Source organism: Amycolatopsis sp. NPDC041971 (assembly GCF_055588925.1).
In genome coordinates this window covers 156,719-180,629 of the sequence record NZ_JBVJCE010000018.1, presented here as the reverse complement: position 1 = coordinate 180,629, position 23,911 = coordinate 156,719, and the positions used below count along the sequence as shown (strand labels likewise).

General features: G+C 68.9%; 21 protein-coding genes and 1 pseudogene. 9 read left to right on the top strand and 13 right to left on the bottom strand.

All coding sequences use genetic code 11. The features are described 5' to 3' along the window. Window positions 1-89: 89 nt before the first annotated feature. The 3 genes from ACZ6DT_RS31085 to ACZ6DT_RS31075 all read right to left on the bottom strand — a co-directional run bounded on the left by ACZ6DT_RS31085 (window position 90) and on the right by ACZ6DT_RS31075 (window position 6,105). Window positions 90-3,494, bottom strand: a complete 3,405-nt coding sequence (locus tag ACZ6DT_RS31085; RefSeq protein WP_465602035.1) for a S8 family peptidase — start codon at window positions 3,492-3,494, stop codon at window positions 90-92. Between the two features lie 305 nt (window positions 3,495-3,799). Further along, window positions 3,800-5,398 carry a phosphoglycerate dehydrogenase gene (gene serA / locus ACZ6DT_RS31080; protein WP_465602033.1) on the bottom strand — a complete coding sequence of 533 codons (1,599 nt, stop codon included), beginning with the start codon at window positions 5,396-5,398 and terminating at the stop codon, window positions 3,800-3,802. A 140-nt stretch (window positions 5,399-5,538) separates the two neighbouring features. Then, on the bottom strand, window positions 5,539-6,105 hold the full coding sequence (locus tag ACZ6DT_RS31075; RefSeq protein WP_465602031.1) for a TetR/AcrR family transcriptional regulator: 567 nt from the start codon (window positions 6,103-6,105) through the stop codon (window positions 5,539-5,541). A 95-nt stretch (window positions 6,106-6,200) separates the two neighbouring features. On the opposite strand from ACZ6DT_RS31075, the gene ACZ6DT_RS31070 reads away from it, so the two are divergent. From ACZ6DT_RS31070 to ACZ6DT_RS31050, 5 genes and pseudogenes are all read left to right on the top strand, one after another. Then, complete coding sequence (locus ACZ6DT_RS31070; protein WP_465602030.1) at window positions 6,201-7,109, top strand: TIGR03620 family F420-dependent LLM class oxidoreductase; 909 nt, start codon at window positions 6,201-6,203, stop codon at window positions 7,107-7,109. Further along, window positions 7,106-7,942: a TIGR03620 family F420-dependent LLM class oxidoreductase gene (locus tag ACZ6DT_RS31065; protein ID WP_465602029.1), complete on the top strand. Its 837-nt coding sequence runs from the start codon at window positions 7,106-7,108 to the stop codon at window positions 7,940-7,942. The genes ACZ6DT_RS31070 and ACZ6DT_RS31065 overlap by 4 nt, the downstream gene beginning before the upstream one ends. Beyond that, a complete protein-coding gene (locus tag ACZ6DT_RS31060) occupies window positions 7,926-8,882 on the top strand; it encodes an ankyrin repeat domain-containing protein (protein ID WP_465602028.1) in 957 nt (318 codons plus the stop codon). The genes ACZ6DT_RS31065 and ACZ6DT_RS31060 overlap by 17 nt, the downstream gene beginning before the upstream one ends. A 397-nt stretch (window positions 8,883-9,279) precedes the next feature. Then, window positions 9,280-9,501, top strand: a pseudogene (locus ACZ6DT_RS31055) (MarR family winged helix-turn-helix transcriptional regulator); the annotation flags it as partial. A gap of 238 nt (window positions 9,502-9,739) precedes the next feature. Further along, the gene (locus tag ACZ6DT_RS31050) at window positions 9,740-10,093 is read left to right on the top strand and encodes a hypothetical protein (RefSeq protein ID WP_465602027.1); all 354 of its coding nucleotides are present in this window, start codon (window positions 9,740-9,742) and stop codon (window positions 10,091-10,093) included. Here the strand turns inward: ACZ6DT_RS31050 and ACZ6DT_RS31045 are convergent. After that, on the bottom strand, window positions 10,064-10,669 hold the full coding sequence (locus tag ACZ6DT_RS31045; RefSeq protein ID WP_465602081.1) for a TetR/AcrR family transcriptional regulator: 606 nt from the start codon (window positions 10,667-10,669) through the stop codon (window positions 10,064-10,066). The genes ACZ6DT_RS31050 and ACZ6DT_RS31045 overlap by 30 nt on opposite strands. Window positions 10,670-10,750: 81 nt before the next feature. Between ACZ6DT_RS31045 and ACZ6DT_RS31040 the strand changes: the two genes are divergently transcribed. Beyond that, on the top strand, window positions 10,751-11,077 hold the full coding sequence (locus ACZ6DT_RS31040; RefSeq protein WP_465602026.1) for a rhodanese-like domain-containing protein: 327 nt from the start codon (window positions 10,751-10,753) through the stop codon (window positions 11,075-11,077). Window positions 11,078-11,151: 74 nt separating this feature from the next. On the opposite strand, the gene ACZ6DT_RS31035 is transcribed toward ACZ6DT_RS31040, so the two are convergent. The 5 genes from ACZ6DT_RS31035 to ACZ6DT_RS31015 all read right to left on the bottom strand — a co-directional run bounded on the left by ACZ6DT_RS31035 (window position 11,152) and on the right by ACZ6DT_RS31015 (window position 15,965). Beyond that, window positions 11,152-11,931 (bottom strand): hypothetical protein, encoded by a 780-nt coding sequence (locus tag ACZ6DT_RS31035; protein WP_465602024.1) that lies wholly within the window; start codon window positions 11,929-11,931, stop codon window positions 11,152-11,154. 253 nt (window positions 11,932-12,184) lie between these two features. After that, window positions 12,185-12,448, bottom strand: a complete 264-nt coding sequence (locus ACZ6DT_RS31030; protein WP_465602023.1) for a DUF397 domain-containing protein — start codon at window positions 12,446-12,448, stop codon at window positions 12,185-12,187. An 88-nt stretch (window positions 12,449-12,536) separates the two neighbouring features. Then, a complete protein-coding gene (gene ilvC / locus ACZ6DT_RS31025; protein ID WP_410652044.1) occupies window positions 12,537-13,550 on the bottom strand; it encodes a ketol-acid reductoisomerase in 1,014 nt (337 codons plus the stop codon). A 37-nt stretch (window positions 13,551-13,587) separates the two neighbouring features. Then, complete coding sequence (gene ilvN, locus ACZ6DT_RS31020; protein ID WP_364036122.1) at window positions 13,588-14,094, bottom strand: acetolactate synthase small subunit; 507 nt, start codon at window positions 14,092-14,094, stop codon at window positions 13,588-13,590. After that, window positions 14,091-15,965 (bottom strand): acetolactate synthase large subunit, encoded by a 1,875-nt coding sequence (locus ACZ6DT_RS31015; RefSeq protein WP_465602020.1) that lies wholly within the window; start codon window positions 15,963-15,965, stop codon window positions 14,091-14,093. The genes ilvN and ACZ6DT_RS31015 overlap by 4 nt, the downstream gene beginning before the upstream one ends. Window positions 15,966-16,310: 345 nt before the next feature. Here ACZ6DT_RS31015 and ACZ6DT_RS31010 point away from each other — a divergent pair, with 345 nt between their 5' ends. Together ACZ6DT_RS31010 and ilvD are read left to right on the top strand one after the other, a co-directional pair. Continuing rightward, window positions 16,311-16,769, top strand: a complete 459-nt coding sequence (locus tag ACZ6DT_RS31010; RefSeq protein WP_465602019.1) for a PH domain-containing protein — start codon at window positions 16,311-16,313, stop codon at window positions 16,767-16,769. A gap of 62 nt (window positions 16,770-16,831) precedes the next feature. Then, window positions 16,832-18,676 (top strand): dihydroxy-acid dehydratase, encoded by a 1,845-nt coding sequence (gene ilvD / locus ACZ6DT_RS31005; protein WP_465602018.1) that lies wholly within the window; start codon window positions 16,832-16,834, stop codon window positions 18,674-18,676. An 88-nt stretch (window positions 18,677-18,764) separates the two neighbouring features. On the opposite strand, the gene ACZ6DT_RS31000 is transcribed toward ilvD, so the two are convergent. From ACZ6DT_RS31000 to ACZ6DT_RS30990, 3 genes are all read right to left on the bottom strand, one after another. Continuing rightward, on the bottom strand, window positions 18,765-19,307 hold the full coding sequence (locus tag ACZ6DT_RS31000; RefSeq protein WP_465602080.1) for a DoxX family protein: 543 nt from the start codon (window positions 19,305-19,307) through the stop codon (window positions 18,765-18,767). Between the two features lie 127 nt (window positions 19,308-19,434). Beyond that, window positions 19,435-20,259 (bottom strand): DUF72 domain-containing protein, encoded by an 825-nt coding sequence (locus ACZ6DT_RS30995; protein ID WP_465602078.1) that lies wholly within the window; start codon window positions 20,257-20,259, stop codon window positions 19,435-19,437. A 32-nt stretch (window positions 20,260-20,291) separates the two neighbouring features. After that, a complete protein-coding gene (locus ACZ6DT_RS30990) occupies window positions 20,292-21,197 on the bottom strand; it encodes a 2-hydroxyacid dehydrogenase (RefSeq protein WP_465602017.1) in 906 nt (301 codons plus the stop codon). A 62-nt stretch (window positions 21,198-21,259) separates the two neighbouring features. Here ACZ6DT_RS30990 and ACZ6DT_RS30985 point away from each other — a divergent pair, with 62 nt between their 5' ends. Further along, on the top strand, window positions 21,260-22,483 hold the full coding sequence (locus tag ACZ6DT_RS30985; protein ID WP_465602015.1) for a PQQ-dependent sugar dehydrogenase: 1,224 nt from the start codon (window positions 21,260-21,262) through the stop codon (window positions 22,481-22,483). Between the two features lie 6 nt (window positions 22,484-22,489). Here ACZ6DT_RS30985 and ACZ6DT_RS30980 read toward each other — a convergent pair whose 3' ends face one another. Then, the gene (locus ACZ6DT_RS30980; RefSeq protein WP_465602014.1) at window positions 22,490-23,887 is read right to left on the bottom strand and encodes a DUF6351 family protein; all 1,398 of its coding nucleotides are present in this window, start codon (window positions 23,885-23,887) and stop codon (window positions 22,490-22,492) included. Window positions 23,888-23,911: the final 24 nt, after the last annotated feature.

Sequence of the window (23,911 nt, the reverse complement as noted above, 5' to 3'; positions counted from 1 at the left end):
AAGAGTGAATACAAGAAGGGACGCCCTGGCGAAAACCTGCCGCCAGGGCGTCCCTCACCTCATCGAACGCGGATTACCGCACTTCCGCGTCAGCCGACACCGATCGGCTGACGTCCGGTGTGCCGTCCGCCGTTGCCCGGCCGGTCGGCGCCCGCGTTGCCGTTGCCGGCGTTCGCCTGGATCTTCACCACGGTCGCCCGGTTGCCCGAGGCGTTGTGGTGCTCGATCGCCAGCAGGCCCAGCACGGTGTCCTGCGCGGCCGCGTTGCGGTTGACCACCAGCGCCGTGCCCGGCTTCGCGACGTAGCCCAGCGCGGAGTCGCCGCCGCCCTGGACGGTGTACGCGGGAGCCAAGGCGTCGAACGAAAGCGGCGTGCCGACGTAGTCGATCGTCGACGAGTCCGCACCGGGCGCCGCGTAGAACCCGGAGGTCCCGACCGTGTAGCTGATCTTGTGCGACGCGGCGTTCGGGTCGATGCCCAGCGCGGCGATGCTCACCGGCAGCACGGCGACGTTGGTGTCGTACACGTTCGTGTCGACGTCGCCGAGCTGGCCGTTGATCGGCTGGATGTCCACCTGCGGGAAGCCCGGCTTCAGCGCCACGGTGACCGCCACGAGGACGTCGGTGGCCGTCACCTTGGTCACATAGGTCTCGAAGTCCGGCTGTCCGTCGCCCGTGGTGTCGATGTCCACGAACGGCGAGGTGTTGCTGCCGAGGTTGGCCAGGTCGCTCCAGGTGGTGAGACCGAAGGCCAGCAACGCGTTCTCCGGCTCACCCTGCGCCTTGGCCAGCGGGGCCGTGGACGCCGCGCCGATGTAGCGCAGGTCGGCGCCCTTGGCGGTCTGGTTCAGGGTGCAGTCGGTGGTGACGTCGCCGTCGCACTCGGGCAGCTGCGGCGATTCCGCCTGAAGCTCGAGCACGCTGATCAGCGAGCGGTACCGCTGCGCACCGGTGCCCTGGTCCACACCCTTGCCGGTCAGGTTCAGCACGGCCTGGTTCTGGCCCGCGCCGAAGTTGACGTTGCCCGGGGTGTTGATGGCCGAGACGGGCTTCGGCGCGGAGTACACCGAGAGCCGCAGCGGAACGGCCGTGCCACTCTTCGGGGTGAACGCGATCCGGCCGGAGGCGTCCGCCACGAACTGCCGGGCGAGCCCGGCCTGCGTGGCCGCCATGGTCGGGTCCATGACCTTGCGGAGCGCCTTGGGGTCGGCGATCTTCAGGGTCACCTTCACCAGCGCGATCCCGCGCGGGCTCAGCTTCACCGTCGGCTTGTCCACTGTGTACTCGACACCGGGGAGCGAGTTCACGGCTTCGTAGCCCACCGAGTACTCGACCGGCTTGATGCCCTTGTTGACCACCTTGACCGTCTTGGTCAGGGTGACCGGGCCGCCCGCTTCGACGACACCGAAGTTCACCGAGACGAAGCCGGGGTTGTCGACGACGTAGGCCAGGACCTGGTTGTCCAACGCGGCCTTCGCGTCGATCCGGCCGCTGCCGACGCGCTGCGGGCCGTAGGTGCGGCCGGAGGCGTCGCGGATGTCGTGACCGGCGGTGTTGATGACCGAGGCCTTGACCTCCTCGACGGACCAATCGGGGTGCGCCTGACGGATCAGGGCGGTGATACCCGAGGTGTGCGGAGCCGCCATCGACGTCCCGGAGATGACCAGGCGACCGGCCCCGCTTCCGCTCAGCGCGGACGAGATCGAGTCACCGGGCGCCGCGACGTCCGGCTTGACGGCCGGGCCGCGCCCGCCCCGCGAGGTGAACGAGCTCGGGGTGTCCACAATGGACTGGTCGGTGGTCGGCACGGACACGCGGCCCTTGCCGGTCATGCGGACCTGCAGCGTGCCGGCGGCCAGCGCCGGGCGGACCGAGGCGGTCGCGCCGCCGGTCAGCTGGAACGTCGGCGTGGCCGCGTTGCCCGCGATCCCGGCCGAGAAGTGCTCCAGCGTGGACGAGAACAGCGCGCCCTTGGCGCCGGCTGCCTGCGCGTTGTTCGAACGGGCGCCGGAACCGCAGGCGCGGGTCGCGTCGTTGTCGTCCCATTCGAGGAACACGATCTTGCCCGCGGCCTTGGCCTTGTCGGCTTCGGAGTACGGCTTGCAGCCGGCGGCGTTGTCGGCCGACAGCGTGACCACCGGCGCGGTGACGTCGAGCGTGTCGTAGGCCGCGTAGTTCTGGCTGAACTGCCCGGTCTTCGCACCCTTGACACCGAGGGGAGCGACGGCTTCGACGGCGTCGCGCAGGACGGACGCGTCTCGGCTGCTGGCGACGGTCAGCGCCTCGGGCGTGTTGCCCGGCGCGCCGCCGACGTCGTTGAGGTCGCCGCCGTTGCCCGCGGAGAACACCGGCACGACGTTGTTCGCGGCGATCTTGCGCACGAACAGCGAGTCCGGGTCGTCCGGGGTGGCGAAGTCGCCGCCCAGCGACAGGTTGACCACGTCGAGATGGTCGGTGAAGTCGCCGTCGCCGTCCGGGTCGAGCGACCAGTCGAGCGCCTGCGAGGTGACGTTGGTCGAGCCGTCGCAGCCGAAGACCTTGATCGCGTACAGGAGGGCCTTGGGCGCGGTGCCCGGGCCGATCTGCATCGCTTCGATCTTCTTCTTGTTCAGCTTCTTGTAGTCGCCCGTGAAGGTCTTGCCCGCTTCGTCCACACCGAAGCCGGCGACCGTGCCCGCGACGTGCGTGCCGTGGTGGCCGCACGAGATCGGGTTGGGGTCGGGCTTCGGGGTGTTGAGTGCCGGATCGTCGCTACCCGAGTCGTAGGCGTCGCCGACCAGGTCGATACCGCCGACGACCTTGTCGGTCGGGAAGGCGGGGGTGGCCTGGTCACGGTTGATCGCCTTGTACGCCTCGGCCGTGCCCGGGCCGCCGAAGGTGGCGTGGGTGTAGTCGATGCCGTCGTCGATCACGCCGACGCGGATGCCGTCGCCGTAGCGGCCGGTCTGCTGCCACGACGCGAGCGTGTTGGTCAGCTGGACCGCGCTGGAGTTCGTGCGGGTCTTCGGGACCACCTTCTTGACCGAGACGACGTCCGGCCGCTTCGCCAGCTCGCGGATCTTCGCCGCGTCGGCCGTGACGACCGCGCCGGCGACCGCGTTCGAGGTCTGGGTGACCAACTGGGTGCCTGCGTCGGCGGCCTTGAGCTGCCCGACGACGGAGTTCACCGTCGCGACGGTGTCGGCCTTGGCGTCCTTCGCGGCCTTCTTGGCCTTTTCCTTGCCGGCGCCCTTGTTCTGCTCGGCGTTGAAGGCGTCGACGGCGGGCTGCTTGGCCAGCTCGACGAAGGCGGTGATCTTGCCCTGTGCGGCCTTGAGCTTCGGTTCGACCTTCCCCTGGAATCCGTTACGGTCGATCTTCGCCGGCGTGACGCCGTCCGCGAGCGGGACATCCTGTGCGGCTGCCGTCGCCCCGGTCACGGACGTCGCGAGCAGTGCGGCGAAGACCGCGGCCGATGAGCGGATGGCCCACCGGGGTACGCGGGATCTGTTCATGAGTACGTGCCCTCACTCGAGGCCTTGACTTCGAACCTGCCTGCCGCTCGAACACACCCCCGACGGTGAGCCCCGGCGCCGCGCCGTGCCCTTGACGGCGCGATGGTTCGGCCTCGCCGCAAAAACCTATCGGCCCGCCCACCCGACTTCAGTAGGCAATTTTCACCGTTACTGAATCTTGCCCTGCACTCTCGCGAACCCCGCACACACAACGATCGCAGTTAGTCGACTAATTGCGAGAAAGTACATGAAGGCCCCCTTCCTGTACCCAGGCGCAAGGAAGGGGGCCTTCATGTACTCGGAGGTCAGCCGAAGTCGACCGCGCGAATCGTGTGCGCGCCCACGGTGGCGCCGATCGGCTCCAGCAGGTGCGAGTCCACGGAACGGTCCACCCGCAGCAACATGACGGCGTCCGCGCCGTCGGTGGTCTGGCTGATCTGCGCGGCCTCGATGTTGAGACCGGCCTCGCCGAGCAGCGTGCCGACGCGACCCATGATGCCCGGGCGGTCCGGGTACTCGAGCAGCAGCACGTTGCCCTCGGCACGCAGGTCGAAGTGGCGGCCGTTGACCTCGACCAGCTTCTCGACCTCGTCCTTGCCGGTGACCGAACCGGACACCGACAGGGTCGCGCCGTCGGCGTAGACCGCGCGGACGGTGACCAGGCTGCGGAACTTGGGGCTTTCGGTTTCGGTGACCAGCTCGACCTGGACACCCAGTTCCTCCGCCACCCGCGGCGCGTTCACGAAGGTGACCTGGTCCTCGACGACACCGGAGAACACGCCGCGCTCGGCGGCGAGCGGGAGCACGCTGACGTCCTCGCTGGACAGCTCGCCCTTGACCACGACGGTGACCGAGGACGGCGCCTTCGGGTTGAGCGCGGTCAGCACGGTGCCGAGCTTCTGGGTGAGCGAGAGGTACGGCCGCACGAGTTCGCCGACCGTGCCGCCGCCCGCGACGTTCACCGCGTCCGGCACGAAGTCGCCGCGCAGCGCGAGCAGCACGGACTTCGCGACGTCGGTGCCCGCGCGGTCCTGCGCCTCGGCGGTCGACGCGCCGAGGTGCGGCGTGACGACGACGTTCGGCAGCCCGAACAGCGGGCTCTCGGTGGTCGGCTCGGTGACGAACACGTCGACACCGGCGCCGCCGACGTGGCCGGAGCGCACCGCGTCCGCCAGTGCCTCCTCGTCGATGAGGCCACCGCGCGCGGCGTTGACGATGATGACGCCCTGCTTGACCTTCTTGAGCGCCTCGGCACCGATCAGGCCCTTGGTCTCAGGGGTCTTCGGCAGGTGGATGGAGATCGCGTCGGCGCGCTCCAGCAGCTCGTCCAGCGTCACCAGCTCGATGCCGAGCTGCGCGGCGCGGGCGGCGGAGACGTAGGGGTCGTACGCGATCAGCTTGGTGTCGAACGCGGCGAGCCGCTGCGCGAACAGCTGGCCGATCTTGCCGAGACCGACCACACCGATGGTCTTGCCCTGGATCTCGACGCCGGAGTAGGCGCTGCGCTTCCACGCGCCGCCCTGAAGGCTCTGGTCCGCGGCCGGGACCCGGCGAGCGACCGCGAGCAGCAGCGCGACGGCGTGCTCGGCGGCGGAGACGATGTTCGAGGTCGGCGCGTTGACGACCAGCACCCCGCGTTCGGTGGCGGCGGGGACCTCGACGTTGTCCAGTCCGACGCCGGCGCGGGCGACGACCTTGAGCGAGGTGGTGGCACCGAGGACCTCGGCGTCGACCTTGGTGGCGGACCGCACGAGCAGCGCGTCCGCCGTCTTCACGGCTTCGAGCAGCGCGGGGCGGTCCGTGCCGTCCACATGCTGGACCTCGACCTCGTCGGAGAAGACACTCAGCACGGAAGGCGCGAGCTTCTCGGCGATGAGGACGACGGGCTTGTTCGGCTTGGTCACGATACGGCTCCCACTATCTGGTCTGTGCCTGCGACTCGGGGTTGTTTGGCTTCTCGACGGGAAAAAGTGCCTCGAAGCGGTTGACGGTCACGCCGTTGTGCCCGGTTGCGCCGCAGTTTAGCCCTGGTGACAGGGGATTGTTAACTCGCCCGTAATCCGGCGAAAACGAGGTCGAGGAGCCGTTCGAGGCCCTTGTCACCCGAAAGGTGTTCGCTGGCCCAGGAAAGCGCGTGCAGCAGCACCAGCAACTCGTGCACGGTGACGTCCGCCCGGAGCTCACCCGAAGCCTTCGCTCTGTCCACCAGGTGGGACACCTGGTTCCGCATCGCGTGACAGGAGGCATACAGCGGCGAGGTCTCGTCGTCGAGGACGTCGACCATCAGTTCGGGCAGTCCGCGGTAGCGCGCCCCTTGTTCACCCATCCCGGCGAACCAGGCCTTGAGCGCGTCCACCGGATCCGGGGAGCCGAGGAGTTCGCGGGCCACCGCGGCCTGCGCGTCGTAGCCCTCGCGAAGCACCGTCTCGACCAATGCCTCTCGCGTCGGGAAGTGCCGGTAGAGCGTTCCGATGCCGACACCGGCCCGGCGCGCGATCTCTTCCAGCGACGCCTCGACCCCGTGCGCGGCGAAGGCGCGCTTCGCCTCTTCGACGAGGCGCTCGTAGTTGCGCCGGGCGTCGGCCCGCAGCGGCTTCTTCTCGGTGTCCATCGCGCTCCCGAGCTTAGTCTCGACAAATCGGAGGCAGCCTCCGTATAGTCGAAGGCGTAAGCGGAGGCTGCCTCATGTTAACTGGGAGACCGGGAATGACCTTGATCGAAAGAACGCGAAAGCGGCTGGGCCCGGTGGGCGTCTGGCTGCCGGTCGGCCTGTTCACGCCGACACCGGACGAGGAACGGCGGGCCGTGCGGCGCCTGGAAGAGCTGGGTTATCGCACCGTCTGGGGCGGCGAAGGGCCAGGGAACCGGGAGCTGTTCGCGTACAGCGCCATCACGCTGGCCGCCACCGAACGGGTGGTGGTCGGTACCGGGATCGCGAACATCTGGTCGCGGCCCGCGTACACCGCCCACAGCGGCGGGCGGACGCTCGCGGAGGCCTTTCCCGGCCGGTTCGTGCTCGGTGTCGGGATCGGGCACTCACATCAGGCGGCGAAAGCGGGTTCGGACTACCGGCCGCTCGAGCAGACCCGTGAGTACCTCAGGGCCATGTCCGCGGCGGCGGAGGAATTCCCTTCGCCGGTACCTTTCCCGCGCGTCCTCGCCGCCGTCGGCCCGAAGATGCTCGGACTCGCGCGGGATCTCACGGACGGCGCGCACCCGTTCGCCCAGCCCTTCGAGCACACGCCGTACGCCCGCGAGATCCTCGGCCGGGACAAGCTGCTCATCCCCACCCATTCGGTTCTGCTCGGCGATCGCGAACAGGCGCGGAAGAGCGTGGCGAGGGACATCGGGCTGATGAAGCAATACGGCATCCCGCACTATTTCAAGGGCTGGAAGCGGCTCGGCTACACCGACGCCGACATCGACGACGTCAGCGATCGGCTCGTCGACGGGCTGACGGCGTGGGGCGACGAAGAGCGGATCGCCGTGCGGATCAAGGACCTCGTCGACGCCGGCGCGGACACCGTGCTCGTCAATCCGGTGGGCGACGATCTATCGTCCATAGTGGACCATCTGGAACGGCTCGCTCCGGCGTTGACGGCGGTGAGCCGATGAGCGTCGGGATCTGGACGTTCTCGTTCGACGGCATGGAAATCGGCGCGGTCCGCGAGGCGGTTGCAGAAGTCGAGGAACTCGGCTTCGACACGGTGTGGTTCGGGGAATACCGGGGGCGGGAGGCGTTCACGCAGGCGGGCCTGCTGCTGGCGGCGACCTCCCGGCTGACCGTCGCCACCGGCATCGCGCGCTTCTCCCACCGGACACCCGTCGCCGCGGCCGCCGCCGAACGGACTCTCGCCGAGGCCTACCCCGGCCGGTTCGTCCTCGGACTGGGTGGTCACCTGCCGGGCGCGAAACCACTGGAGGCGATGCGCGGCTATCTCGACGGAATGGACGAGGCCGAACTGTCCACACCGGACTCCCCGCGTCGGCGCGTGCTGGCCGCACTGGGGCCGAAGATGCTCGCACTGGCCGCGGAACGCACCGATGGGGCGCATTCGTACTTCGTCCCCGTCGAGCACACCGCGCTGGCGCGGGAGGTCATGGGGCCTTCGGCCTTCCTCGCCGTCGAGCAGGCCGTCGTCCTCGGATCGGACCGGGAGATCGCGAGGCGGCACGTGTCGATGTATCTGGACCTGGCCGTCCACCATCAAGCGAATCTGCGGCGGTTCGGGTTCACCGAGGAGGACTACGGCTCCGACCGGCTGGTGGACGCGTTGGTCGCCGTCGGGGAGGACGAGATCGGCGCCCGGGTGCGGGCGCATCTGGACGCGGGGGCGGATCACGTCTGTCTGCAGGTCCTGACCGGGGACGACCGGATCCCGCTGGCCGAATGGCGGGTTCTGTCGGGGGTCGGGGGTAGCGTGCGGAAGCGTGACGTCACCGGCTGAACTCGCTTTCGAACGGGCACGGGAACTGATCGACGCGCGGGACCTCGCCGGGCTCGCGCGCCTGATCGGCGACCTGCCCACGCTCGTCCACGCGCACGGGAAGAACGGGAACGACCTGCTCGGCATGGCCGCCGCGACCCGCGACGAGCGGCTGTGCCGGCTCCTGCTCGACCACGGCGCCGATCCGGCTTCGGCCAACGTCCACGGCTGGACGGCGTTGCACCAGGCCGGGTACGCCGGGCTGCCGCTGCTGGTCACGATGCTGCTCGACGCGGGCGCCCCGGTCGACGTTTCCGCCCGCGGTGACGGCGGGACACCGCTGGTGGTCGCACTGTTCTGGGGCCACCGTGAGGCGGCGGAGCTGCTGGCTTCGCGCGACCTCTCCCCCGGCAACCTCCGGGTGGCGGCGGGACTCGGCCGGGCCGACCTGCTCGATCCGCTGCTCGCGCCGGACGGCACGCTCTCCCCCGAGGCCGGCGCGCATCGCGAGTTCCACCGGCCGCACAGCGGTTTCCCGGAATGGCGGCCGAGCGACGATCCGGCCGAGATCATCGACGAGGCGCTTTCGTGGGCCGCGCGGAACGACCGCTCCGACGCGGTGCGGACCCTGGTGGAGCGGGGCGCGGACGTGGACGCCGACGTCTACCGCGGCACGGCGCTGACCTGGGCCGCCGCGCAGGGGAAGACTTCGGCGATCAAGACCTTGTCGGAACTCGGGGCTTCGGTCGACCAGCGGGGGACGTTCGGCGGGCTTTCCCATGGGGAGGGTGTCACGGCGCTGCACCTTGCCGTGCAGGGCGGTCACGTGGACGCGGTTCGCACTCTGCTCGAGGCGGGGGCGGATCCTTCGGTCGAAGACTCGCTGTACTCGTCGTCGGCCTTGGGGTGGGCCGAGCACTTCGAGCAGACGGAGATCCTGGCGGTGCTGCGGGACGCCTGAGGGGGAGCCACGGCTTGCATGCGGCCTGTTAACTGAACTAACAGCATAGTTTTTGCAGGTCATGGATGGTTTCTGCTAGCTTCCGTCGTCGTGAGCGATCGCGAAGCACATCAAGATTGGCCGGGTTGGTCCTCCCCGCAGAGGGCTGCCTGATTGCGAGCGGTGCCGACTGGATGCCCTACGAATTGATCGATGCCGATGGTGAAACGGGGTCGTCGCAGCGGAGGCGCCAGCCAACAGTACTGCGGCACCGCCTGGTGACTACTGCTCGTCGCGGTCGACAATAAGGGCGTCCCCTCGAAAGCCAAACTCGCACGAATGTCCACCAAGGCGCCCTGAGACCGGATACGAACGATCGGGCACGACCGCGGCCATCTGTCTTGGCAGCGATAGGCCGGTGTCCGCCGACGATCACGGTGTCCTGGAAGCGGCCGCGACCATCCGCGCGGCGGCTCGCGGCCTGGACAAACTGCGTTCGACGGGGACAGGCGACCGCGGGCTCAGCCCCGGCGCCCTGGACATCCTGCTCCGCCTGGCGGTCGACGAAACCGGCATCAGCATCAAGGATCTCGCCGCCTCGGCGGGAGTGAGTTCGAGAAACGTCACCGGCCTCGTCGACACGCTGGAGCGGGGCGGACTCGCCGATCGCGTCCCCGCGCCGGAGGACAGGCGTTCCGTACTCGCCCGGATCATCCCTGCCGGACGGACCTGGCTCGACGAGTTCCGTCGGCCCTCGCAAGCGGCCATGGCGGCGGTCTTCCGCGGTTCACCCCAGCCGAAACCGCGTTGTTCCGACACCTCTGCCTGCGTGTGGTGGAAAACCAGGATTGTTTGGCCCGCTATCTGGAAGAACGTTCATGACCGACACGACACGGAAAACCGTCCAGGCCTATCACCGGGCGAGATTCGCGGGCGACGTAACCGCCGCAGCCGCCCCGCTCACCGACGCGTTCACATTCCGAAGCCCGCGGATGAGCGCCGACGCCGACGGCCATCTGGCCGGACTCCCCGGTTTTCTCCAGGTCGTCACCCGCGTCGAGATGATCAGTGAGCTGTACGGCGACTCGGAGGCGACACTGGTCTACGACATGCGAACCCTGCTGCCGATGGGAATCCAGCACACCGCCGAGCACTTCCGCCTGCGGGACTGCCGGATCGAAGCCATCGCGACCTCTTGGCATCTAGTGATGGCGGCGGCCGGATCCGCCTGATCGACCGGAACTCATCGCCTGCCACAGGCGCGTGATCCCGGCGCGGAGCCGCTCTTCGCCGAGTTCCGGCAGCAACGCCGTCGCGTGCTCGGCCGCCATCGGCGCGAGCAGGGCGTGCGCGGCGTGCTCCGGGTCGGGCGTGCCGTCGAGCAGGATCGCCACGTGCCGATGCCAGAAGCGGTAGGCGCCGATGCGGTAACGCGCCCCCGGCGCCGCGGTCTCCGACATCCGCACCAGCGGCAAATGCTTGAACAAGTAATCGAGGTAAGCATCGGCGAAGGCCACGAGCCGTTCCGATGGCGGGGCGCCGGGGCCCAGCGGAGGCGGTCCCTGCAGGACTCCCTCCTGGAGCACGCGTTCCCTGGCATCCAACAGCGACGCGGCCAGTCCCGCCTTGTCGCCGAAGCGGCGGAACAGCGTCCCCTTGCCCACACCCGCGGCCGCCGCCACCTGGTCCATCGATACCGCGTCGACGCCGTGCTCGGCGAACAGCGACGCGGCCGCGTCCAGGATGGCGGCCCGGTTGCGGGCGGCGTCCGCGCGCTCCTTGGGCGGCGGCGTGCGCAGGAGTTCCAACGAGGTTGCATAAGCGGACTGCGGTCCGTTATGGTCAAGAGGCACATGCGGACTATAGTCCGATTGACTGGAGGTAGCGACATGACCACACTCATCACCCGTGACGAGCTGAAGGCCGCAATCGACGCGAAGACCGTGACGGTGGTCGACGCCCTGGGTGGCGAGTACTACGCCAAGCAGCATCTGCCCGGCGCCGTTCCCCTCGTTCTCGCCGACGTCGACGCGCAGGCCGCCACTGTGCTGCCCGACCGCGGCGCCGCGATCGTCACCTACTGCTCGAACCCCGCCTGCCCCAACAGCGGACAGGTCGCCGACCGGCTCACCGCGCTCGGCTACACCGACGTCCGCAAGTACCGGGAAGGCATCGAGGACTGGGCCGACGCGGGCCTTCCCCTCGAACAGGGCTGACCTCGAGCCGGCGAGGTCGTGAGTGTTTTCGGGTCATTGGGACGACCCGAAAACACTCACGACCTCAACTGCGGTCAGGACTCCCTTCGTCGCCATCCGGCCAGGAACAGCTGGGCGCCGATGGCCGGCATCCCCAGTGCCAGCACCGTCATCGTCTTCACCGGCGAACCGGTGACGGCCAGACCGGGCGGACGCGGGGTGGTCGGCGGCTGCGGGTTCGGCTTCTCCGGTGTCGGCGGATCAGGCGGCACCCGGGGATCGGTGCCGCAATCCGGCTTCGCCGAACCGGGCGGGCAGTTGACGCCCGGCGTGTCGGACGTGACGACGTTGCGGAGCCGGTGGTCACCGCGCACGGGCGACTTCACGGTGACCGCGTAAGTGACGGTGGCCTTCGCGGTGCCATCGAAGGTGGCGTCGTCGAGCACCTGGGTCAGGGCCCCATGTGAGCGATCAGCCAGAACCGCCTGGGCGGCCCCGAAATCCTCGAACTCGTCGACGTCGAAAGATCCGTCCCCAGCCCGGATCCTGGTCCGGGTGCACGCCGCCGGCGTCCACCCGGTCGACTGGAAGACCCGTGAGACCGGCGACATCGGCCCGATGGTCAGACAAGGCGCCACGGCTCCATCCGGGTGATCGTGCTTATCGGGTGGCAACGGCCTCATCGGCGAATGCGTGCACCCGATGGCGAGTTCGGATCCGCCGGGCTTTGCCACCGTGAGGGAGGACTCGATGTCGAGAATTCGATCGACAGTGCGCGCGGGAGTCGCGGGAAGGCCGGCCGCGGCGGTGATGGCGATCGCCGCCGGCCTGCTGGTGGCGGCCGCACCGGCCGTATCCGCGTCGACCCAGGCCATTCCACCTGACTGCAGGGTGTGGCGGAGCACAGGCTCGTGGGCGGTTTCGTCGAAATGCACCCAACGCGCACACCGAGCCGCGGCGGAGTGCCGCACTTATACGCAGCCCACATACCGGTGGTACTTCGGCGCGTGGGCGAACAGGAACGAGGAATCGAAGGTGAACTGCCCCCAGGACACCACGGGCCTGCGAGGAATGAGCGTCGACTACCCGGACTGACCGAACCACGGGCAAGCGGCTCGATCATACGGTCTAGGCGGGCAGGTCGAATTCGCCGTCCCGGACGCCTTTCACGAACGCGTCCCATTCGGTCGGCGTGAACACCAGCAGGTGACCGTCCGGATCGGACGATCGGCGCATCGCGGTGTAAGTGACGCCGTCGCTGTGCGGCACGAGCGCGTACTCGACGCTGTCTTCGAGGTTCGCGCCTTCCGGTTCCCCTCGGATCCACTTCGCGTCGCGCAGATCCAGCTCTGGCCGGATGTGGGCCTTGTCGTCCACCGGCTGCTCACTCATGGTGTCCACGCTATCGCTTTCCAGCGCGCAAAACGAAGGGGCCCTTCACGATGAAGGGCCCCTTCGCGGCGACAACTAAGCGGTGAAACTAGGCGGTCTCGGTGATCGGCCGGTCCACCCACGACATCAGGTCGCGCAGCTTCTTGCCGGTCTCCTCGATCGGGTGCTGGTTGCCCTGCTCCTCGAGCTTGGTGAAGTTCGGCCGTCCGGCCTCGTCTTCGGCGACCCATTCGCGGGCGAAGGTGCCGTCTTGGATCTCGCCGAGGATCTTCTTCATCTCTTCCTTGACCGCCGGCGAGATGACGCGCGGACCGCGGGTCAGGTCGCCGTACTCGGCGGTGTCGGAGATCGAGTAGCGCTGACGCGCGATGCCGCCCTCGTACATGAGGTCGACGATCAGCTTCAGCTCGTGCAGCACCTCGAAGTAGGCGATCTCCGGGGCGTAGCCGGCCTCGGTGAGCACCTCGAAACCGGTCTGCACCAGCGCGGAGGCACCACCGCAGAGCACGGCCTGCTCGCCGAAGAGGTCGGTCTCGGTCTCCTCGGTGAAGGTCGTCTTGATGACACCGGCGCGGGCGCCACCGATGGCGGCCGCGTAGGAGAGCGCGAGTGCCTGCGCGTTGCCGGAGGCGTCCTGCTCGACGGCGATGAGCGCCGGGACGCCCTTGCCGTCGACGAACTGGCGGCGGACCAGGTGGCCCGGGCCCTTCGGGGCGACCATGGCGACGTCCACGCCTGCCGGCGGCTTGATCAGGTCGTAGCGGATGTTGAAGCCGTGGCCGAAGAACAGCGCGTCGCCGTCCTTGAGGTGCGGCTCGATGTCCTTCTCGTAGATGGCGCGCTGCTTGGTGTCCGGCGCGAGGATCATGATCAGGTCGGCTTCGGCGCTGGCCTCGGCCGGGGTGAGCACGCGGAGACCCTGCTCCTCGGCCTTGGCCCGCGACTTCGAGCCCTCGGGCAGACCGATGCGGACATCGACGCCGGAGTCGCGCAGGCTCAGCGAGTGCGCGTGACCCTGGCTGCCGTAGCCGATCACGGCGACCTTGCGACCCTGGATGATCGAAAGGTCCGCGTCGTCGTCGTAAAAGATTTCCACTGCCATGAGGGGTACTACTTCCTTTCCTGACTTACAGAATTCTTTATCGAGCGGAGGTGGCGGTAATGGATCGGGCGCCCCGGCCGACCGCGACCATTCCGGACTGGACCAGTTCGCGGATGCCATAGGGCTCCAGCATCCGCAGCAGGGCACCGATCTTGTCCGAAGTCCCGGTGGCTTCGACGGTGAGCGCCTCGGGGGACACATCCACCACTTTCGCGCGGAAAAGCTGGACTGTCTCGAGGACCTGGCTGCGCACGGTGGCGTCGGCCCGGACCTTGACCAGCAGCAGTTCGCGCTGCACGGCTGTGGACTTTTCCAATTCCACGATCTTGATGACGTTGATCAGCTTGTTGAGCTGTTTGGTCACCTGTTCGAGCGGTAGCTCTTCGACGGCGACCACGATCGTCATCCGGGACACCTCGGGATTCTCCGTGGGCCCGACGGCGAGGGATTCGATGTTGAAACCACGCCGGGAGAACAGTCCGGAAACCCGCGCGAGGACACCGGGCTTGTTCTCGACCAGAACGCTCAGGGTGTGCACGCTCATCGGGCGTCTCCTTCTGTGGCGGCGTTCAGCTCCGCCTCGGCGGCGACCTCGTCGTCGTCGAAGAGCGGGCGGATTCCGCGCACGGACATGATTTCGTCGTTACCGGTGCCCGCGGCCACCATGGGCCACACCTGGGCATCCTTCCCCACCACGAAATCGATCACGACGGGGCGGTCGTTGATCTCCATGGCGCGCCGGATGGTGGCGTCGACGTCCTCCTTGGTCTCGCAGCGGAGCCCGGCGCAGCCGAGCGCCTCCGCGAGCAGGGTGAAGTCGGGGATGCGGTGCTTGTGCGTACCGAGATCGGTGTTGGAGTACCGCTCGGAGTAGAAAAGGTTCTGCCACTGGCGGACCATGCCCAGGTTGCCGTTGTTGATGACGGCGACCTTGATCGGCGCGCCTTCGATGGCGCAGGTGGCCAGTTCCTGGTTCGTCATCTGGAAACAGCCGTCGCCGTCGATGGCCCAGACCTGCTTGTCCGGCATACCGAACTTGGCACCCATCGCGGCGGGGACGGCGAAGCCCATCGTGCCGAGACCACCGGAGTTGATCCAGGTGCGCGGGTTCTCGTACTTGACGAACTGCGCGGCCCACATCTGGTGCTGGCCGACGCCCGCGGTGTAGACCGCGTCGGGGCCGACGAGCGAACCGATGCGCTCGATGACGTACTGCGGGGAAAGTGTCCCGTCCTCGGGCCACTCGTAACCGGCCGGGTAGTCGTCACGCCAAGCGCTCGCCTGCGTCCACCAGTCCTTCAGATCCGGCTTCGCGGACTTGTCGGTCTCGGCGCGGACGGCCTCGATCAGCTCGGTGATGATCTCCGCGCAGTCGCCGACGATCGGCACGTCCGCCTTGCGGTTCTTGGAGATCTCGGCCGGGTCGATGTCGGCGTGGACGATGGCGGCGTCCGGCGCGAACGACGACAGCTGCCCGGTGACGCGGTCGTCGAAGCGGGCGCCGAGGGCGATCAGCAGATCCGCCCGCTGCATCGCGGCGACCGCCGCGACCGAACCGTGCATCCCCGGCATGCCGAGGTGCTGCGGGTGCGAGTCGGGAAAGGCGCCGCGGGCCATCAGCGTGGTGACGACCGGGATCCCGGTCAGCTCGGCCAATTCCATCAGCTGGCGCGAGGCGTCGGCCTTGATCACGCCACCGCCGACGTAGAGGACCGGGCGGCGCGACTTGCTGATCAGCCGGGCGGCCTCGCGGACCTGCTTGCCGTGCGGGCGCAGCGTGGGCCGGTAGCCCGGCAGCCGCATCTCCGTCGGCCAGGAGAAGGAGGTCATCTCCTGCAGGACGTCCTTGGGGATGTCCACGAGGACCGGGCCAGGGCGGCCGGTCGAGGCGAGATGGAAGGCTTCCGCGATGGTGCGCGGGATGTCCGCCGGGTCGGTGACCAGGAAGTTGTGCTTGGTGATCGGCATCGTGATGCCGCAGATGTCGGCTTCCTGGAAGGCGTCCGTGCCGATCAGCGCGCGGGACTGCTGACCGGTGATGGCGACCACCGGGACCGAGTCCATATTCGCGTCGGCCAGCGGGGTGACCAGGTTGGTCGCGCCGGGACCCGAAGTGGCCATGCACACACCGACCTTGCCGGTCGCCTGCGCGTACCCGGTGGCGGCGTGGCCGGCGCCCTGTTCGTGGCGGACCAGGACGTGGCGGACCTTCGTCGAATCGAGCAACGGGTCGTACGCCGGGAGAATGGTGCCGCCGGGAATACCGAACACGACTTCCGCGCCCACCGACTCGAGCGAGCGGACGAGCGACTGCGCGCCCGTGACCCGCACCGGGGTCCCGGCCGGCGGCGCCGGCTTGGGACGTGCTCCAGAGGTTCCGGCATTCGCTTCAGCTCGCGAGGTGGCACTGGTCATCGCTTGTCTGCCTCGTCTTGTCTAGTCACTCGTTCGGGTATTCATCGGCTGGTCGGGCAAGTGAAATTGTTCCAGGCAACGCTGTGCCAATGTTTTGAACATCAAAAAACCCCCGCCGACCGTAGTGGTCGCACGAGGGTCGCGCGTCGACGCAGCGGAGACTTCCCTAAGCGTCGACGCGCTTGGGAAGTACGAGGCCGGTCTGCGTTGTCACGAGAGTGAAGCTAGCCGGTCGCCGTCAAGAGTGTCAACTCTGCGGGACGGCGATTCCGCATGCTGGACACCATCGGTGGATGGCGCGACCCGCGTTCGGGGCCAGGGAGGCGGCGGTGCACCATCTTTGACGTGGCAGAAGAAAAGCAGCAGGAACAGGCGAACGAGGACCGCACGGCCGTCTTCAAAATCCCGAACACGGCGTTGCTGGCGATCGCATTCCTCGTCGTTTGTGTGACGCCTGTCGCGTTCGGCGACGTGCCGTACCTCCAGTGGCTCTACCTTTTCCCCATCGCGCTGGCGGTGTTCGTCATCCGGACCCGCACGACGGCGACGGCCAAGGGACTGGAAGTCCGCACGATGTTCGGGCGGCGGGATCTGCCGTGGGCCTCGCTCAAGGGCCTCGCCATCACGGAGAAGGCGAAGGTGCGGGCCGTACTGAAGGACGACACCAAGATCGCCCTCCCCGCCGTACGTACTCGCCATCTGCCGGTGATCTCGCTGGTCAGCGCGGGGCATGTGGCCGATCCTTCCGGGCTTACCGACGACGTGGACAAGGCTCCGGAAAAGCGGGAAGCTTCCGGGGAGTAGGATTGGTAGGACCAGTTTGGTGCCCGTTCGCCCTGGTCTCATCCCGAACCTTGGAGTCAGCCGTGCCTCAACTCCGTTCCCGGACCACCACCCACGGCCGCAACGCGGCGGGCGCGCGCTCACTCTGGCGCGCCACCGGAATGACCGACAGCGACTTCGGCAAGCCGATCGTCGCCATCGCGAACTCCTACACCCAGTTCGTGCCGGGGCACGTGCACCTCAAGGACCTCGGCGAGATCGTGGCCGGTGCGGTGAAGGAGGCGGGCGGTGTCGCCCGCGAGTTCCACACGATCGCCGTGGACGACGGGATCGCCATGGGGCACAGCGGAATGCTGTACTCGCTGCCCTCGCGTGAGATCATCGCCGACTCGGTCGAATACATGGTGAACGCGCACCAGGCCGACGCGCTGGTCTGCATCTCCAACTGCGACAAGATCACCCCGGGCATGCTGAACGCCGCCATGCGGCTCAACATCCCCGTGGTGTTCGTCTCCGGCGGGCCGATGGAGGCGGGGAAGGCCGTGGTCGTCGGCGGGGTCGCGCAGGCACCGACCGACCTGATCACCGCGATCGCCGCGTCGGCCAGCAGCGAGGTCGACGAGGACGGGCTGTCCATTGTGGAGCGTTCGGCCTGCCCGACCTGCGGTTCGTGCTCGGGCATGTTCACCGCGAACTCGATGAACTGCCTCACCGAGGCCCTCGGGCTCTCCTTGCCGGGCAACGGTTCCACCCTCGCCACGCACGCTGCCCGCAAGGCGCTCTTCGAGGACGCCGGACGCACCGTCGTCGAGCTGTGCAAGCGGTGGTACGAGAACGACGACGAGTCCGCGCTCCCGCGTTCGATCGCGTCGAAGAAGGCGTTCGAGAACGCGATGGCCCTCGACATGGCCATGGGCGGCTCGACCAACACGGTGCTGCACATCCTCGCCGCCGCGCAGGAGGGCGAGGTCGACTTCACCATCGACGACATCGACGACATCGGCCGCCGCGTGCCGTGCCTGTCGAAGGTCGCGCCGAACTCGGACTACCACATGGAGGACGTCCACCGCGCCGGCGGAATCCCGGCCATCCTCGGTGAGCTGTACCGCGGCGGCCTGCTGAACACCGACGTCCACTCCGTGCACTCGCCGGATCTCGAGTCCTGGCTGTCCACTTGGGACATCCGCGCGGAGAAACCGTCGGAGCGCGCGATCGAACTGTTCCACGCCGCGCCGGGCGGGGTCCGCACCACGGAGGCGTTCTCCACCGAGAACCGCTGGTCCTCTTTGGACACCGACGCCGCGGACGGCTGCATCCACGACGTCGAACACGCCTTCACCAAGGACGGCGGGCTCGCGATCCTGCGCGGCAACCTCGCCGAGAACGGCGCCGTCATCAAGTCGGCGGGCATCGACGAGGAACTCTGGCACTTCGAGGGCCCGGCCCGGGTGCTGGAAAGCCAGGAAGAGGCGGTTTCGGCCATTCTCAAGAAGGAGATCCAGCCCGGCGAGGTGCTGGTGATCCGCTACGAAGGCCCGGCGGGCGGCCCCGGTATGCAGGAAATGCTGCACCCGACGGCGTTCCTCAAGGGCTCCGGCCTCGGCAAGAAGTGCGCGCTGATCACCGACGGCCGGTTCTCCGGTGGCTCGTCGGGCATCTCGGTCGGGCACATCTCGCCCGAGGCGGCCGCGGGCGGGGCGATCGGCCTGGTCCAGAACGGCGATCGGATCCTGCTCGACGTCCACGAACGCCGTCTCGAACTGCTCGTCGACGCGGACGTCCTCGCCGAGCGGCGCGCGAAGATGGAGGCGAGCGAGCGGCCGTGGCAGCCGGTCGCGCGGGACCGGAAGGTCACCGCCGCGCTGCGGGCTTACGCGCGGATGGCGACTTCGGCCGACACCGGCGCGGTGCGGGACCCGAACAAGTAGGTCACTCGGGCACTCCGGCTGCTATGAACGGACCGTTCCTTGCCAAATTTGCAAGGAACGGTCCGTTCATAGCACACGCGAGGGGCCGTCAGCGGCAGAGAACGATCACCACGACCGAGGCGGCCGCCGCCAGCAGAAGACCGATCAGCCCGAACGAAAGCGGCCGCTTCCGCCACGGGGTGTTGACGTCGAGCGCGATCCGCCCGGAGCCCGCGAGCAGGACGGTCAGCGAAGCCGCGGCCAGCAGGAGTTCGAATTCGAAGCCCTGCCCTTCCTTCTGAAAGAACCCTCCGCCGAATTTCACGTACACGATGTTCGCGCAGACACCCAGCAGCGCGGCGGCGCCGACGGGGGTGAACAGGCCCACCAGTACGAGCGTGCCACCGACCACCTCGCTGATCCCGGTGATCCACGAAAGCAGCGTGGTCTGGGTGGTGTAGCCGAAGTTGCCGAGCACCCTGGCGAAGCCGCCGACCCCGGGCCCGCCGAAGGCACCGAAGAGGTGCTGCAGTCCGTGCGCGCCCATGGTCACGCCGAGCACCACTCGCAGGACGAGCAGACCGAGATCGATCCCGCCCCTGGTCTCCGCCGGGTTCGGGCCGTTGGCGGGCTCGGCCACGTCCGAGATCATGCTGGTCTGGTAGTCATCGCTCACGCGCGAAGGGTAGGCGAAACCGGCCCGTCAGGCGACCAGTGCCACGTCCTACGCCGACCCCTCCCGTGTCGGAACAGACGACACACGTGATTGGACGGACGGCTCAGAACAGGGTCGCCGGCTCGATCGGTTCGGGCTCGGGCAGCGGGGCGAGGCCGGGTACCAGGGCACGCACGTCGTCGTGGAACCGGCGGGCGAGCGGCGGTGCGTCGTCGTTGTCGGGGGTGTGCACGAAGACCGTCGGCGACCGGCCCTCACGCAGCCACTCGGCGACCACCTCGGTCCACGGGCGCCAGCCCTCGACGGTCTCCTCGGTCGAGTCCCGGCCCAGGTAACGGACGATCGGCCGGTCGGTCAGCGCCCGCGTCCGCCGCGGCAGCCGCGGTTTCTTGCCCCAGGCGTCCTGCTCGGCCTCGCCGGCGGGCGGTCTCCGGAAGAAGACCGTGGTGTCGAACGGCACCCATTCGGCGTTCGCGTCGGCGAGTGTCCTCTCCAGCAGCGACGTCGAGCGGGTGTCGGTATGGAACTCGGGATGCCGCACCTCCACGGCGCGTCGGCGATCGGCGGGGAGCCGGCGCAGGAAGCGGCCGAGGACGTCGGTGTCCGGCGGGCCGAACGAGCCGGGCAACTGCGTCCACAGGACCGCCCGTTCGCCGAGGGGTTCGATCGCGTCCAGGAACGCCCGCATCTCGGTCTCGACACCGGTGAGCCGTCGTTCGTGCGTGACGATCTTGGGCAGCTTCACCACGAACCGGAAGCCGGGATCGGTCTGCCGTGCCCACGTCGCGACGGTGTCCCGTGTGGGGGTCGCGTAGAAGGTGGTGTTGCCCTCGACCGCGTTGCACCAGCCGGCGTAGGCCCGCAGCCGCTCCCCCGCGGGCAACGACCGCGGCACGAACCGACCGGCCCACGCCTTGTGCGCCCACATCGCACAGCCGACATGAAGTTTCGCCACGCTGTTCAGTATTCGCCGTGGACCAGGTTCCTCGGCAGCTCCCCGCCCAGATAGTGGCTCAGTTCCCTGGCCACCACCGCGTAGGCGCGCTGCCGCCGCCCGCTCACCGCGCCCGCGACGTGCGGGGTGAGCAGCAGTCCCGGCACGTCCCACAGCGGATGCCCGGCGGGCAGCGGCTCGGGGTCGGTGACGTCGAGAGCCGCGCGCAACCGTCCGGAAGCGAGTTCCGCGACGAGCGCCCCGGTGTCCACGACCGGTCCCCTCGAGACGTTGACGAGGATCGCGTCGTCCGGCATCGCGGCCAGGAACTCCGCGTCGACCATGCCGCGGGTGTGCTGCGTGAGCGGCACCATCAGGACCGTGACGTCGTGCTCGGGCAGCAGGGCGGGGAGTTCGTCGACGCCGTGGACGCCCTCACGAGCGCTCACGCCGACCATCGTGCAGCGCACGTCGAACGTCTCCAGCCGATGGCGCAGGTGCCTGCCGAGGTCGCCCGCGCCGATGATGAGGACTCGCTTGCCCTGGAGGGTGTCGGTGGTCCGGCGTTCCCAGTGCTTCCGTCGCAGGCCGTCGGCGAAGTCGTGGAGACCGCGGTAAATCGCCAGGAGGACCGCGACGACCCACTCGGCCGAGCTTCCGCCGTGCGCGCCGCGGCAGGTCGAGAGCAGGACTCCGTCCGGCACCTTGCCGATCCAGTCCTCGGCGCCCGCCACCAGCAGCTGCACGAGTTTGACGTTCGGCAGTTCGCGCCAGAGTTCCTCGGTGGGCCGGTCACCGGTCACGAGGACCTCGGCCTCGGCGGCTTCGGGGGGCACCGGCTCGCCGTGGCGGTACACCACCGGACGCACCCCCTCGATCTCCGAAAGCGCGGCCACTCCCTCTGCGTCGGGCACGAGAACGGTCACTGTCATGATCACCACGGTATCCAGTGCCGCTTACCGTTGGCTCACGCACGCCCACCTAGGCTTGGCCCGTGCGTACCCGGTACCGGCGGAAATGGACCGCGCCGCTGGCCATGCTGGCCTGCGGCGCGCTGATGCTCTCCGGCTGCGCCGACTTCGACAATACGGCCGCCGGCCAGAAGTTCACCCCGGTCAATCCGCCGTCCCCCGTGGTCCCGCCGCAGATCGGGCCCGGCGGTGAAGCGGGCGACACCGGTCCCGGCCGCGGCAACGGGCCGAACCAGACGCCGACGCCGGTCCCGCCGCCGCAGGGGTGCAAGGACTTCGACAAGGCCGTCATCGCGACCTGCCTGGACACCGTCGCCGCCGTGGCCGCGCTTCCCGGCGACGGCACCGCGCCCAGCGCGCTCGCGGGCGAACGCAAGAGCGGCCGGATCGTGCTCGCCGCCGCGGAGAAGGACCCGGCAGCCTGGGCCACCATCCCCGTGGACGGCTCCGGCGACGGCGGCCTCACCTCGCTCGCCCTCTCCCCCGGTTTCGCCGAAGACCAGCTCGTCTTCGCCTACATCACCACGCCGACCGACAACCGGGTCGTCCGGCTGGCGAAGGGCCAGGCACCGAAACCGGTGCTGACCGGCATCCCCAAGGGCGCCACCGGCAATCGCGGCGCGATCGGCACCGACGCCAAGGGCGCGCTCCTGGTCGCCACCGGCGACGCGGGCAACGCCGGGCTCTCGGCCGATCCCGCGTCGCTCGCGGGGAAGGTGCTCCGCATCGACACGTCGGGCAAACCGGCGGCGGGCAACCCCACGCCGGGTTCGGCGGTCTTCTCGACCGGCGTGCACTCCCCCGGCGGGATCTGCCGTGACCAGACCGGTTCGCGCCTGTGGCTGACCGACAGGCTGGCCGACAAGGACGTGCTGCACCGGCTCCGGGGTGGCCAGCCGCTGACCACCCCGGCGTGGAGCTGGACCGACAAACCCGGCGTGGCGGGTTGCGCGGATTTCGTCGGTGCCACCGGCTATCTCTCCATCACGACGTCGATCGCGGGCAACCTGCAGAATCTCCCGGTCACCCCGGACGGAGCGGTGACCGGGAAACCCAGCGTCGCCATGGACGGCAAGGTCGGCAAGCCGCCGAAGACCTTCGGCAGGCTTTCCGCGATGAGCATGGTCAATCCGCAGATCGCGCTCACCGGGACGATGAACAAGGACGGCGGCTCACCGGTTTCGAGCGACGACCGCGTCGTCATCATCACGCCGTCGGCCAGCGCCGGTGGTGGCGGCAAGGACTGAGCGGCCTCACCTGGACGGCCTCGGCTGGGCCGGCGGGGTGAATCGGGTGAACAACGGCGCCATGGCCTTCTCCTCGCCCCGCGGGTCGAACAGCTCCGGCACGAGCCGGTACGCGGAGCCGAGTGCGGTCGCGGCGGCGGTGAGCCGGCGCGGCTCGGTGGACGGCCAGTGGCCGGTGTCCACTCGGGACAGCAGGGTGCGCAGCAGGACGATCTCCTCGGCGGCGTTGAACGAGCAGTGACCGCCCCGGCTGACGTAGGTCTGCCGCAGCAGACCGGGATCACCATTGCGCCGGACCTGATCGCCGTACCACCGGGCCTGTCCCGCGACGGCACCGCCGTCACCGGTGGTGTGCGCGGTCAGCACGGGTGACGGCGTGGTCCCGCGCGCCACGGTGTAGCGGTGCAGGTAGGCCCGCGCCTTCTGATCCGCCGAGATCCGCGGGGCCGCGGCGAGCCGGTCCAGATCGGCTTCCAGATCCACGCCTCCCGCCCGGTAGGCGTGCCGCACCAGGTCGAGCCCGGCGGAGCGGCCGAGCTGACGCCGATAGTCGATCCCGGTGTTGGAGGACGGGTTACCGCCGGCCCGGCGTTCGATTTCGGGGCGTGCGGACGGTCCGTAGCCGTACAGGTAGGCCCCGGTGACCCACAGCGCCTGCTGGGCGAGGCGGTCGGCGGGCGCCGTCGGCTCCGGTTCGTGCGCGAGGGCCCAGCCCGGAATGGTGCCCAGCGCTCCGGCCAGCGCGATCCGCGCCCGGCCCGCCTCGGTCTTTTGGGCTTCGAGCACGACGGCTTCGAGTGCCGCCTGCGCGGCCCGCGGGTCGCGGGGCCGGACGAGGTCGATGTCCGCCTCCGGCGCCAACAGGATCTTGAGCGCGAAAAGCATGTCCAGCGCGCTGTTCCACGTGCCGTTGGCGTCGTACTCGCCGCACTGCGTCAGGACGCCGTCGAACCGGCCCGGGTTGTTCTCAGCCAGCTTCAGGGAGATCACGGCGCCCATGGACATCCCGCTGGTGATGGTCCGCCGCGGTTTCCCCACCTTGACCTGGAACCAGTCCAGCAGCGCGATCTGATCGGTCAAGGCCTCCTCGATCGCGTGCCCGAAAACGCCCTTGTAGTTCGACGCGGCCAGCGCGTAGCCCTGGTCGAGCAGCCAGGTCTCGGTCTCGGGTCTGGTGGCCAGCATGATCCGCTCCGGCTTCCATGGGTGCACGTAGAGCCCGTGGCTGTAGAGCACCAGCGTGCCGTTCCAGCGTTTCGGCACTTTGACCAGGAAGTCCGCGCCGTCGATCGTTCCCTCATGGACACGGGGGCGTTCTCCGGCGGCCGCCGGCGCGGTGGTGAACAGCGTCCCGAAGAGGAGCGCGACGAGCACGGTGACGAGGGTCCTGCGCGAGTGGGTCATACCGGCAAAAATAGGTGACCATAT

Coding starts and splice junctions, on each gene's coding strand:
- ilvC (WP_410652044.1), bottom strand. CDS start 13,550: ATGGCAGTGGAAATCTTTTACGACGACGACGCGGACCTTTCGATCATC.
- ACZ6DT_RS30995 (WP_465602078.1), bottom strand. CDS start 20,259: ATGTGGGCGCACAAGGCGTGGGCCGGTCGGTTCGTGCCGCGGTCGTTG.
- ACZ6DT_RS31035 (WP_465602024.1), bottom strand. CDS start 11,931: ATGGCCTGGGTCGACGCGGATACGGCCGGTGCGGCCGCCACCAGCAGG.
- ACZ6DT_RS31030 (WP_465602023.1), bottom strand. CDS start 12,448: ATGAGTGAGCAGCCGGTGGACGACAAGGCCCACATCCGGCCAGAGCTG.
- ACZ6DT_RS30980 (WP_465602014.1), bottom strand. CDS start 23,887: ATGACCCACTCGCGCAGGACCCTCGTCACCGTGCTCGTCGCGCTCCTC.
- ACZ6DT_RS31085 (WP_465602035.1), bottom strand. CDS start 3,494: ATGAACAGATCCCGCGTACCCCGGTGGGCCATCCGCTCATCGGCCGCG.
- ACZ6DT_RS31065 (WP_465602029.1), top strand. CDS start 7,106: ATGAGCGTCGGGATCTGGACGTTCTCGTTCGACGGCATGGAAATCGGC.
- ACZ6DT_RS31075 (WP_465602031.1), bottom strand. CDS start 6,105: ATGGACACCGAGAAGAAGCCGCTGCGGGCCGACGCCCGGCGCAACTAC.
- ACZ6DT_RS31070 (WP_465602030.1), top strand. CDS start 6,201: ATGACCTTGATCGAAAGAACGCGAAAGCGGCTGGGCCCGGTGGGCGTC.
- ilvN (WP_364036122.1), bottom strand. CDS start 14,094: ATGAGCGTGCACACCCTGAGCGTTCTGGTCGAGAACAAGCCCGGTGTC.
- ACZ6DT_RS31000 (WP_465602080.1), bottom strand. CDS start 19,307: ATGATCTCGGACGTGGCCGAGCCCGCCAACGGCCCGAACCCGGCGGAG.
- ACZ6DT_RS31050 (WP_465602027.1), top strand. CDS start 9,740: ATGACCGACACGACACGGAAAACCGTCCAGGCCTATCACCGGGCGAGA.
- ACZ6DT_RS31015 (WP_465602020.1), bottom strand. CDS start 15,965: ATGACCAGTGCCACCTCGCGAGCTGAAGCGAATGCCGGAACCTCTGGA.
- ACZ6DT_RS31040 (WP_465602026.1), top strand. CDS start 10,751: ATGACCACACTCATCACCCGTGACGAGCTGAAGGCCGCAATCGACGCG.
- ACZ6DT_RS30990 (WP_465602017.1), bottom strand. CDS start 21,197: ATGACAGTGACCGTTCTCGTGCCCGACGCAGAGGGAGTGGCCGCGCTT.